Source organism: Arcicella sp. GW822-FHT02H01 (assembly GCF_058802005.1).
Map to the genome: position 1 here is coordinate 307,064 of NZ_JBXANT010000002.1, position 12,585 is coordinate 319,648.

Consider the following 12,585-nt stretch of genomic DNA (forward strand, 5'->3'; position numbering starts at 1 on the left):
TGTTCATGGATTAAAAATTGAACGCAATAAAAATTGGCTACATTTAAAATGTGTATTTTTGACACAAATATAGGTACGCTTTTTTACTTTTATAAGTACCAAATCCATAACGAGGGATTTGAGTCCCTCTTTATGGATAAATGATTTTAAGTATTTTACAAATCTACTTTTTGCATTTTTGGCGTTAACAAATGAATAATGCCCCAAGCTAACAAATAGGCAAAACCACAGGCTAAGAAAATGATATTATAGCCTCCGTTTAGGTCACCAAGTAATTTATACTTATCTAAAATAATACCGATAAAATAAGGGAACAATACTCCTCCTAATGAGCCTGCCATTCCTCCAATACCAACGACGGAACTAATGGCTTTTTTAGGGAACATATCTGATACAGTTGTAAAGATATTAGCACTCCAAGCTTGATGAGCGGATGCTGCTATACTAATCAAAAATACTGCTTGCCAAATATCAGTAGCATAACGTGCTAACACAATAGGTATAACGAATATGGCAAAAATCAACATAGCTGTTTTTCGAGCTTTGAAAACTGGCCAGCCCTTTTTAATAAACCATCCCGATAAATAACCACCACCGATACTACCTATTGTGGTAAAAGTATATAAAACCGCTAAATGTATGCTTGGCTTTTTTAAATCTAAAGCAAAAGTCGACGAAAAATAAGAAGGTAACCAGAACAAGAAAAACCACCAGATAGGGTCAGTCAGGAATTTACCCGTAACAAATGCCCACGTTTGTCTGTACTTAAATAATTGAAGCCAAGGTACAGATGTTGTGGCATCGACTTCTTCTTCGTTATCACTATGGATGTGCTGAAACTCTTTAGCTGAAAGGTTTTTCTTACGAGCGGGAATTTCATAAATAAACCACCAAAAAAGTAGCCAAATAAAACCAATGGCTCCCGTAATGATAAATGCTTCTTCCCAACCATAAGCACCCAAAATCCAAGGCACCATAATAGGGGCAACTACTGCTCCAATATTTGCTCCAGAATTAAAAATACCCGTTGCCAAAGCTCTTTCTTTCTTAGGAAACCATTCTGCTACTGATTTAATGGCGGCAGGGAAATTACCTGCCTCTCCAAAACCTAACGAGGCTCTTGCAATGCCAAAACCTAAAGTTGTTTTAGCCGCTGCGTGAAAAATAGCAGCAATACTCCAAATAATAATAGAAATGGTATAACCGAGCTTTGTACCAATTTTATCAATAATGCGTCCGAAAATCAATAAGCCAATCGCATAAGCGGCCGTAAACGACATAACGATTTTTGAGTAATCGCTTTCTGTCCAAGATAATTCTTTTTCGAGCGTCGGTTTCAACAGACCTATTACTTGTCTGTCGAGATAATTGATGGTTGTGGCAAAGAATAATAAAGCTACAATCGTCCAACGGTAAGTACCTGAATTTTTCATAGAGAATGGTTAAAACTTAACAACTTCCCAAAATGCTTTTTTGGGTTTAAGGTTTTTATCAAATAAGAGCGGGAAGTCTTTCCTACCTCTTACAGGAAAATTATCCAACCAAGAATATTGGTCTGAAAGATTCCAGAATGTTACGCTTGTAATATGTTGTTTATGCTTTCTGAAAACATCAAAAACCATTTTGTATTGCTGTATTTGTTTTTGCTCCATTTCATCCATGAAAGTACCTACGCCATCGTTTTCTCTTCTTTCGCGTCTTTCATGTTCTTTTGGATATACAGAAATATCTAATTCTGTTATCTGTATTTGTAAACCCAAACTCGCAAATTTTGTAATTGATTCTTCCAATTCACTTCTTGTAGGTTCATCAATCGACCAATGGGCTTGTAACCCTACGCCATGAATAGGTACGCCTTTTTGTTTGAGTCCTCTTAATAATTGATAGATTTTTTCTCTTTTGCCTTTACTTTCAGTGTTATAGTCATTGTAAAAAAGTAATGCATTGGGGTCGGCTTCATGAGCATATTCAAAAGCTTTGGCGATGTATTCTTCTCCTATAATCTCATAAAATTTAGATTTTCTATACATTGAAAGTCCAGTGTCGGGCACAGCTTCATTAACTACGTCCCAAACATAAATTTTGCCTTGATAATGTTTTACTACCTCAAAAATATGTGCTTTTAAACGAGCTAATAGTTCCTCTTTCGTTACGACTCTATCATCCTTTTTAAAGAACCATGCAGGGGTTTGATTGTGCCAGCACAAATTATGTCCACGAACTTTCATACCATTTTGCTGAGCAAAGGCTACCATCTTGTCTGAGGCTTCCCAATTATACACATTCTCTTGGGGATGGATAGGTCCCATTTTCATAGAATTCTCAGGCGTAAGGCTACTGAATTGTTGTACAATAAAGGACGATTCTACACCCTCATTCACCATCCGAGGATTAACTGCTACACCAATAGGAAAGTAGGCTTGATAATAATCTTTGAGTCCTTTGACCTTTTCACTTTGAGCGAAAAGGCATAAAGAGCTACAAGTATATAAAACGGTTAAAAGGGTTTTCTTCATTTATTTGTAGGCAGTGATTGTTTGAATACTTCCGTCTGGATTATACTTCAACTCTGTCACTTTTACATTTCTTAAATGTGTTTTTCCAGAAAGCTGTACATCATGATAAAACAGATACCATTTCCCTTTGATTTCCACAATAGAATGATGGTTAGTCCAACCGTCAACAGGGTTCAAGACTACGCCTTTGTAAGTAAATGGTCCATAAGGATTATCTCCAATAGCATAATTGATGAAATGGGTATCACCTGTTGAATAAGAAAAATAATATTTGCCTTTGTATTTATGTAACCATGATGCCTCAAAAAAGCGTTTGGTATTGTCGCCTGCCAATAATACTTTACCATTCTTATCTAGAATCTGTACATCCTTTGCTTCCTCGGCAAAACTTAACATATCCTTACTCAATTTGGCTATTTTAGGCGCTAAAGCAGGCTGGTTATCATCTTGCAATTTCCCTTTAGGGTCATAGCTTCCTGTTTTCCAACGTTGTAATTGTCCGCCCCAGATACCTCCAAAATACATATAATAACTACCATCTGTATCTTTAAACACACATGGATCTATGCTATAACTGCCTTTAATGGGTTCTTTTTCTGCTTTGAATGGCCCTACTGGACTTTTGCTAGTGGCTACGCCCATTCTAAAAACGTCATCTTTGTCTTTTACAGGAAAATATAAATAATAAGTTCCGTTTTTAAACGCAGCATCAGGAGCCCACAACTGGCGACCAGCCCAAGGAATATTTTTAATATCTAAGGCTACGCCATTATCCGTTACTTTCCCTCCTACTTTATCCATTGATAAAATATGAAAATCTTTCATATCAAAATGTCCACCCTCATCATCTTCTTTTACACCCGACTCTATATCATGTGAAGGATAAATATAGATTTTTCCATTAAACACATGAGCAGAAGGGTCGGCTGTGTAAATATGAGAAACCAAAGGTTGCGATATAGGCTTTTTCGCTTGTCCGAAGACTGACAAAGATGCAGCCACTAAGCATAATGATAAGAATTGTTTTTTCATGGATAATTAAAATTAAGAGTGTGCAATAAGCAATTTTCAGTGCTTCACGTATTTATCAAACATTGATTTAAAAGCAAATATTATAATAATATCTGCTTTTTACAAGATTATTACAATAAAAAACTAGAACACATGAGAACTGTTTGATACTATATCCCCAATTGGTTCTATAGCTAATGATAATTAATGGTTAGGTAATCATTAAAAACCTATTGAATTTCCGCCATCTACAGGTAACGACGCTCCAGTAATATATTTAGCAGCTTCTGATGATAAAAATACGGCTGCCATACCAATGTCTTCTGGTTTACCAAAGTATCCCATAGGCGTGCGGTCTAGTGCTTTGTGCTTTCTAGCAGGGTCTGAATTCATGGCAGTTTGTGACATTGCCGTTTCGATAAACCCTGGTGCAATCGCATTTACACGCACATTGTCGACAGAAAACTCCATTGCTAATGCCTTCACCATGCCTTCTACCCCACATTTTGATGCTGTATATGCTACTACTCTGTCTATCCCATAATAGGCTGCCATGGAAGAAATCATCAAAATTGAGCCTTTCTTACGTGGTAACATTTTTTTAGCACAGGCACGGGTTAAAGCAAAAACAGCATTCAAATTTGTATGCACAATACGGTTGAAATCTTCGTCAGTTACTTCTACCGCGAATTTTTTCATATTGATACCTGCATTATTTACTAAAATATCAATAGCACCTATTTCACTTTCTATCTGCTCTACCAAGCCTTCTAAATGCTCCAGAGCTGTTACATCATTCACAATATAAAAAGCGCTATCACCCAATTCAGCAACCGCATCTTTTAATGCTTGCTCACGTCTACCAGTAATAATTACTTTCGCTCCTGCCGTAACCATGCATTGAGCAATGGCAAAGCCAATTCCACTTCCGCCCCCAGTAATCAGGGCAATTTTTCCTTCTAATGAAAACATGATTTTTTTTTAGCTTTAAGCTGATAGCTATGAGCCATTAGCTTTTATACTATTGATTTTTAAATATTATAATAAATGTCTACGCCCACTAAATAATTCATAGCATCAAGAAAAAACTCACAGCTATTAGCTCAGAGCTCACAGCTACCTCAATTGATACGTTTTTACTAATGTTTTTACTTCATCCAGACTTCTTTGTGGTTTAGGGAAAGGAGCAGGAATTGGCATTTTTGAATATTGTTGAAAATACAACACACAGGCATCTCTCCACCAAACGGCTTCTCTTTCCTGTACGGCTAGTCGCCCTGCCACATCTTCAAAAATTTCTTTATCTACATTCTGCTTTACAGATGCCCATTGCTCACGCATTTCCTTTACCGAGGCTAATCCTGTATAATACCTAGTACAAAGTTCATCCCAAAGGGTGTTCCCTGTTGATAATTTAGTTTTCCAGCCTACATGATGAAACCATAGTAAATAGGGCAATGGAGTTTTGTTAGCGTCATTCCATTGATTTTGTACTTCTGGTGCATATAGCAAAAGGGCTTCTGTACCTTTTTTTGTTCTATCAAAACCCAGACCTACGCTATCAGCACGATGATAATATGCCGATGCCCAGTCAGGACGTGCACTTCTTTCTAACCAAGGTTCAGGACCATAATGAATACCTTGTCCCATAATATGGTGAAGCCCCAAGGGAGTAGTGAAATTCACATAGTTTTCACGCGATGCTAACAATATATTCGTAACCGTTTTTACTGCTTTCTCATCTTGCGTTAAGGTCATTTTAGTCCATTCATCTGCAATTTGCGCTGATGATAATTCATGATTCCACGCCAATCTACCAAATGCATACCAATTCGCTTGAGACATAAAATGTCCTGTCCAATTACGGTCAGAACCCGTATTGGCCACCCCAGCAATCGCCGTCAAATTATAATCATGCAAAGAGCCATCAACCACTTTAGCTACGGTAGAGCCTTTCCCTTTTACATAAGTATCAGATTCGAGACACTCTTTGAAAAGAGGCGCTAAATAAACCAAATTGGTAGAAAATCCCAGATACTCTTGGGTAATCTGGAACTCCATCGCTAATGGTGTTTTAGGCATGGCTCCAAAAAGTGGATGAAAAGGCTCACGGGCTTGAAAATCAATCGGGCCATTTTTTACCTGAACAATTACCTTCTTATCAAATTGCCCGTCTAGTGGTTTGAAATCGTTATAAGCTTCTTTATAACGGTCACCTTTGGGGTCATCTTTTGAACTTGGTTTATACACAAAGGCACGCCAAATAACTACCCCAGTGTATGGTTTTAAGGCTTCTGCCAACATATTAGCCCCGTCTGCATGTGTTCTTCCAAAATCCTGTGGTCCAGGCTCTCCTTCGGAATTCGCTTTTACCAAATACCCTCCAAAATCTGGGATAATACTGTAAATTTCCTTCGTTTTAGCTTGCCACCAAGCACGCACTTGAGGATCGAGCGGGTCGGATGTTTTAGCTCCCTTTAAAATTTTAGGAGCAGCAAAATTCACCGATAAAAATATTTGAATACCATACGGACGAAAAACATCTGCCAAGGCTTTTACCTTTAAAAGGTATTCTTTGGTCATGAATCTTGCACTAGCATTTACATTGTTCACTACTGTAGCATTAATACCAATTGAAGCATTGGCACGCGCATAATCTTTGTAGCGAGGGTCTATGTTTTCAGGTAATTCATACCATTTCCATAAAGATGAGCCTGCATAACCTCTTTCGATAGTTCCCAAAGGGTTATCCCAATGGTTTAACATCCGTAGTTTGATTTTAGGATTACTTGTGATAAAGATATTTGCTAACGATTTTCCTGTCTGAATACTTCTTAGCAATTCAAATGTTCCATACAATATCCCTTTTTCGGTATTACCAGAAACCACTACATTGCCATTCTGATTGATAATGGTAAATCCTTCATCATTCAATGCTTGATTTTTTGAAAGTTGAAGTACAATTCCCCCAGTATTTTTTGAAGTAATCAATACTGAAACTTGCTTACCAAGCAACCCTTGTAAACCACTTTTTAATTCATCAGTAGCTACTTTGATGATTTCATGCTGTGCATTGGCTACAATAAATTTTGTAAACTGCCCATAATTTTCTCGCTGTTGTTTATTACTGATTAAATCATATTTCAACCACAAACGATAACCATCGTCGGCAAAGGTATTCATACTGACAAAAAACAGTAAAAACCCTATTATTTTTTTGTACATAATGCTATAATTTTTTGGCAATAATAATGGATTATTTCAGACTGCGTTCTATTCCTAATTCTAAACCTCTTAATTCCGCCAAGCCTTTTAAACGACCAATGGCAGAATAGCCTGGATACGATTTTTGCTTGCCTGTTTTCTCTAAATCATCTAACATCAAATGCCCGTGGTCTGGTCGCATCGGAATCGACACAACGCCTTCGTTGGTTTCTTTTCTTCGATTTTGTTCTAGTACAATGGCTTTTACTACTTCATACATATCTACATCACCATCCAAATGAGCTGCTTCATGAAAATTGAGTGGATTCTCTTCACGTTTAGTAGTACGTAAATGAATAAAATGAATCCGTTCTCCAAATCGTTGAATCATTTTTGGCAAATCATTGTCATCTCTTATCCCTAAAGAACCGGTACAAAAAGTAATCCCATTGGCTGTTACATCAGCCGCAGCCATTAATTGTGCTAAATCATTTTCGGTACTTACTACTCTTGGTAAACCCAATAATGACTTCGGTGGGTCATCAGGGTGAATGCACAAATTTACTCCTAGCTCTTGGGCTAAGGGTGCTATCTGCTGAATAAAGTAGTATAAATTTGCCCGTAATTCAGCATCACCAATATGTTTATAATTATCTAAAAGTGCCTGAAAATTAGTTAATTCAAAAGCTTCTTCCGAACCTGGCAAACCTAATAAAACAGTGTTGGTAAGCAAAGCAAGCTCTTCGGCAGACATTGCTTTCATCTTTTCTAATGCTGAAATTTGTACTGCTTCTGTGTAATCCAACTGTGCATTGGGTCTTTTCAGAATGTATAAATCAAATAGCGCAAAATCTTCCCAAACAAACCTTAGCGCTTTAGCGCCATCAGGCATTTCATAATTCAAATTAGTGCGAGACCAATCCAATACAGGCATAAAATTATAGCAAACCGTTTTGATGCCACAAGCTGCTAGGTTCTGTAATGATGTTTTGTAGTTTTCAATGTATTGCTCACGCGAAGGCAATCCTTTTTTGATGTCCTCGTGTACAGGCAAGCTTTCTACTACTACCCATGTAAGCGGACTATACTGTGCATTGTCAGCTTCTATTATTTGAATACGTTCCTTGATTTTTTCGACAGTCCAGATTTCTCCTACAGGAATTTGGTGTAAAGCCGAAACTATACCCGAACAACCTGCTTGTCGGATGTGCATCAGTGAAACGGGGTCGTTGGGTCCAAACCAACGCATTGTGTGCATCATACTCATATTATGTAAGCTAATAATTAAAAATCAATAAGTACAAAAACCTTATGCTTTTGTTAACTTATGTGCAAGTGTTTGAGCTTTAATAGATAATTCTGTTGCCAAAAAGCAATGTTCTTGCGTCATCGCCGTTTCTGTACGATTCACAATATCATTCACTAATTGTTCTCCATAAGGTAAAAACTCATTGCTACAATCTATGTATTTAGTTTCCTTGTTGTTTACCAAGTATAAATTATTTCCATGGTCATAGCTTGCTATGTCTATATTTTTACGAATCTCAATGTATCCTTCTGTACCCAGAATAGTAAGACGACCATCACCCCACGTTTTCAGTCCATCTGGCGAAAACCAGTCAACCCTCACATAGCCTGAACCTTCGTTACCACGCAACATCACATCACCAAAATCTTCAAATAATGGGTATTGAGGATGATTGACATTAGCAATTTGCGAAGCCACTACTTCCGCTTTTGTCGAGCCTGTAAAAAACAAAAACTGATCGCATTGATGTGAACCAATGTCACACAGGATACCTCCAAATTGTTTTTTATCAAAAAACCAAGCGGGTCTTGAATTAGCATTTATTTTATGAGGTCCTAGTCCGATAGTTTGTACTACTTTCCCAATAGCCCCTGCCTTTACAAGTTCTCCTGCTTTTACAGTCGCTTTATTTTCAAAGCGTTCGCTATACATGATGGAGTATATTTGCTTGGTAGCTTTTTGTACTTTTCTTACTTCTGCCAATTGTTCAAGCGTTGTAATACCTGGTTTGTCCGACATATAGTCTTTACCATGCTTCATTACTCTGATACCTAAGGGAGCTCTTTCGTTAGCAATAATCGAACTCAACACCAATTGGATTGACTTATCTTCCAGAATTGCTGTTTCGCTCGAAGCTAACTTAGCATTCGGATACTTTTTGGCAAAATTGGTTGCTAAATCTGCTTCTTTGGCATAGAATGAAACCAATTCTCCGCCCCCACGAATTACTGCCTCAACCTGACCGTAAATATGGGCGTGATTCATGCCTATTACTGCAAATTTAATTTTAGGCGCAAGGTGTCTATGAATATATGGTGAACTGCTAGTCTCTATTTTTGTAGCACCAGCCATAATTTCTTGCGAAACACCCGACATTAACACCATGCCCGCTGCTGAAGAAAGCGTATTTTTAAGAAAATCTCTGCGATTGTTTTGTCCGTTTTCCATCGTTTTTTTCAGTTTTTTCTACTTGTTAGATTGAGTTTTTTTAGCAATCTCCAAAGCCTTTGTTGTTGTGTAATATTTTGAAATCATATTAGGTACTTCCCATGAAGGTAATTTACCCGCTTTCAAAAATTCCAAGTATTTTTCGGCAACTCGCCCAAAATGGGCTTCATGACCTTCTTTATATTTTTCTGGTATCAACACTTCCCACCCTTTTGCATTTTTCTTTACAGCAATTCCTTCAAAACTCTTTTGCAAAGCTGTTACTGCTTTTAAAAGAGCAGGTTCATAAGTATCAGCAGGGTTGATAGGCTCTATATACAATGTTGGTTTATACCCTTGTTCTGCTCCCTGACGAATGATAAGATTAGCTTTTGTGCCACGCATGATAGAATAATGCGTATCGCCACCACCCTCTGGTGCTTTATACGCCCATATTACAGAAGTTTTGGCATGAACACCTTTTAGTTGATAATTGATTTCCCCATTTGCATATATTTTCAGGGTAGTATCATTGGCTAAGTCTTTCTTCAAAAATGCAGGAAAACCATCTGTTTTAGTAATCGTTTTAAACTGACTCAAAGTCATGTCTGTGGTCCAACGCTTGGCATTGATTATGTTGACATCTTTCTGATAATCAATCACTTGTTCAGGGAAACATTCCCATTGAATCAAATCTACCAAATGCGTTGTCACATCCACCACGCCTTCACCTTGTTGAGCGACATCCATAAACCAAGTTGGTCGCGTTAATACACTGCCAGATACATACTTATAAAAATGGTGAACGCTTTCTTTCGTAACTGCGGGATTATCAGGCGTTCCTTTTTCTAACGTGCCAAACACAGCAGGAATCCCTGAAAATGCCCTTTGAAGCATCGTGCTGATTTCATAGCGTTCAGTCATGATATCATAAAGCAGTACTTTCTTTTTAGCAGCATTACTAAAAGTAGCTTTTAGCCTCGTGAAATCTTTGGCATCGATAATCATCGGTTTGTCAGCAAGTACATTGAATCCTGCATTGACCGATTTCTCTAAATAATCTGCTTTGATTCTATTATTTCCAGCTATCACTATTACATTGCCTGCTTTTTCAGATAGCATCTTTTCAAGGTAATCGCTTCCTGTATATACTTTTTCTTGCCAATGAGTAGGATTATCAGCCCTAGCATTATAAGAATTTATTCTATCTAAATGAAACTGCACATCATTACCAGCAGGTGCATAAACATGTACTATCGGACTTACATCTGGATACATATTTTTTTGAACAAGTGCCGCATGAAAATGCCCAGGGTCGAGGGTGATTATTTTTACTGCTGGCGCTGATTGTGCTTGTGCGTATACACTTGAACACAATCCTAATCCAATACCCAAAAGTGCCTTATTAATTAATTTCATTATTATCTCTTTTTATTCTTTAATAAAACATTGTTAAATTTTGATAGCATAAGGTGCTCGTTGCTCTCTGGCTAACAGTAAATTTGCCTCTGGGTCATTGATAAATCTTTCTTGCTTTGGATTCCAAAATAGTTTCCTATCAAGCTTCATTGCTGCATGGTGTAACAAACAAGCAGTACATGAACGGTGTCCTATTTCTGTGGGCGCAATAGGTTCTTCTCTAGAAACAATGCTTTCCAACCAGTTTCCATGATGATCTTTACTAACTGTTAAGTGCGTTTCGTTATCACCAATGACAGACGTTATTATTTTAGGGTCGCTAGCATCCAAGGCTTTGGGGGCGTTTTGTTTCGCTGTAGGGTCGCTAGATGTAACGGCTGCATCTCCTCTTGATACAAAAATCCAGCCTTCTGTTCCTTCAAATTTAATACCGTTGGGCAGTTCATTGCTTACAACCATTCTTACACCGTTTTCATACAACGCCTCAGTTCTGAAAATTCCATGAACATTCCAAAGTCCTTTTTTAGGGAAATCTGCTTTACCCCAAATCTCAATAGGACCTGTGTGTTCTGTATTCATTGCCCAGTGTGCACAGTCTATATGGTGTGAACCCCATCCTGTTATCATACCAGCACCAAACTGCTCGCAACGCAACCAACCTGGACGGTCGAAACCTGATTGTGGATGTACTCGTTTTTCGGTATAATATACGTCTGGCGTTGTTCCCAGCCACATATCATAATTAAGGTTTTTCGGGATAGGCATTTGAGGCTCTTCCTCGCCTGATGGGTCACCGGGCAAACCTACGTAAATCGTTTTTAAAGTACCAATTCTACCATTTCTTACCAATTCTGCGGCATACCTAAATTGGTTTGATGAACGTTGCTGACTTCCTACCTGTACTATCCTTCCTGATTTTTTCACTGCATTAGCCATCATTCTGCCTTCTGAAATAGTCAAAGAAGCGGGCTTTTGCATATATACATCTTTCTTAGCACCTACTGCATGAATCACAATAGGAGCATGCCAATGGTCAGGCGTACTGACCAAGACAGCATCAATATCTTTGTTGAGTAACAGTTCGCGATAATCTGTATAGGTTTTTACCCCATCAAAATCTTTTCCTGTTTTCTTTGAATAAAAATCATTTACTAACTTCTTGGCTGATTCAACACGGTTGCTATCTAAATCACACACTGCCATTATCTGAGCATTATCGAATTTCCAAACACCAGGCATATCATGCCCTCTTGAAATCCTACCTGTACCAATTGCTCCGATGTTTATTCTATTGCTGGGTGCATTCTTCCCAAATACAGAGGCTGGAACAATGGTTGGAAAACCTGTAATGATAGAACTTGCTAAAGTTCCTTTGATACCTAAATCAAGAAATTGTCTTCTAGATATTACATTTTTCTGTTCTTGTGACATATCCGTTTATTTTCAAAAATTAAAAAGGTTCTTAATACTTTACTAACTAATGTGCATTTTCATACTACAAGCTTTTATTCACTAGCATGCTTATTAACATAATTTCAATAGTATTCTGTATAAATATTCCTATATTTTATGGTGTAAAACAATGCCTATGTCGCTGGTATCAAAAGTATTATGACATGCTATATCTACTGGTTTATGCTACCTAAATATTGTTATTTTAATTGAGAATGTAAAGATGGAAATTAATTTTTATTATGCAATCGGTTGCATAATTTTTTTATAATTATTCCAATTAAATATTTTATTATTCAGTTTCACAAAAAAATAAAAAAGCTCTATTAAAGGTCAAAAAACGCATAAATGACCATTAAATGATAAATCAGGTTAAGAAAGGTCAAATCATTTATAAACATTAATACTGTAATATTTTCAATTGTTGCATAAAATTGTTTTATAATTGTACCATAATTATCCAATGAAAGAAATCCCAAGCATGATTTTCTAGCAATAAGCATCTGGAAGGGTCATAAAATTTATATC

The 12,585-nt window shown here is 37.2% G+C and carries 9 protein-coding genes; all 9 read right to left on the bottom strand.

The window, feature by feature from the left end:
- Nucleotides 1-155: 155 nt before the first annotated feature.
- The 9 genes from AC1RNE_RS21535 to AC1RNE_RS21575 all read right to left on the bottom strand — a co-directional run bounded on the left by AC1RNE_RS21535 (nucleotide 156) and on the right by AC1RNE_RS21575 (nucleotide 12,036).
- Nucleotides 156-1,433: an MFS transporter gene (locus AC1RNE_RS21535; RefSeq protein WP_492804059.1), complete on the bottom strand. Its 1,278-nt coding sequence runs from the start codon at nucleotides 1,431-1,433 to the stop codon at nucleotides 156-158.
- Nucleotides 1,434-1,442: 9 nt separating this feature from the next.
- Nucleotides 1,443-2,516: an endo-1,4-beta-xylanase gene (locus tag AC1RNE_RS21540; RefSeq protein ID WP_492804061.1), complete on the bottom strand. Its 1,074-nt coding sequence runs from the start codon at nucleotides 2,514-2,516 to the stop codon at nucleotides 1,443-1,445.
- Nucleotides 2,517-3,548, bottom strand: coding sequence for a glycoside hydrolase family 43 protein (locus AC1RNE_RS21545; RefSeq protein WP_492804063.1), 1,032 nt, complete (start codon nucleotides 3,546-3,548; stop codon nucleotides 2,517-2,519). It lies immediately after the preceding gene.
- A gap of 201 nt (nucleotides 3,549-3,749) precedes the next feature.
- Entirely contained in the window at nucleotides 3,750-4,499 is a 750-nt protein-coding gene (locus tag AC1RNE_RS21550; protein ID WP_492804065.1) for an SDR family NAD(P)-dependent oxidoreductase, read from the bottom strand.
- A gap of 144 nt (nucleotides 4,500-4,643) precedes the next feature.
- Nucleotides 4,644-6,752: an alpha-glucuronidase family glycosyl hydrolase gene (locus tag AC1RNE_RS21555; protein ID WP_492804067.1), complete on the bottom strand. Its 2,109-nt coding sequence runs from the start codon at nucleotides 6,750-6,752 to the stop codon at nucleotides 4,644-4,646.
- Nucleotides 6,753-6,783: 31 nt separating this feature from the next.
- The gene (gene uxuA, locus AC1RNE_RS21560; protein WP_492804069.1) at nucleotides 6,784-7,998 is read right to left on the bottom strand and encodes a mannonate dehydratase; all 1,215 of its coding nucleotides are present in this window, start codon (nucleotides 7,996-7,998) and stop codon (nucleotides 6,784-6,786) included.
- A 42-nt stretch (nucleotides 7,999-8,040) separates the two neighbouring features.
- Nucleotides 8,041-9,207, bottom strand: a complete 1,167-nt coding sequence (locus AC1RNE_RS21565; protein WP_492804071.1) for a Gfo/Idh/MocA family protein — start codon at nucleotides 9,205-9,207, stop codon at nucleotides 8,041-8,043.
- Between the two features lie 18 nt (nucleotides 9,208-9,225).
- A complete protein-coding gene (locus tag AC1RNE_RS21570) occupies nucleotides 9,226-10,605 on the bottom strand; it encodes a putative oxidoreductase C-terminal domain-containing protein (RefSeq protein WP_492804073.1) in 1,380 nt (459 codons plus the stop codon).
- A gap of 33 nt (nucleotides 10,606-10,638) precedes the next feature.
- Entirely contained in the window at nucleotides 10,639-12,036 is a 1,398-nt protein-coding gene (locus tag AC1RNE_RS21575) for a Gfo/Idh/MocA family protein (RefSeq protein ID WP_492804075.1), read from the bottom strand.
- Nucleotides 12,037-12,585: the final 549 nt, after the last annotated feature.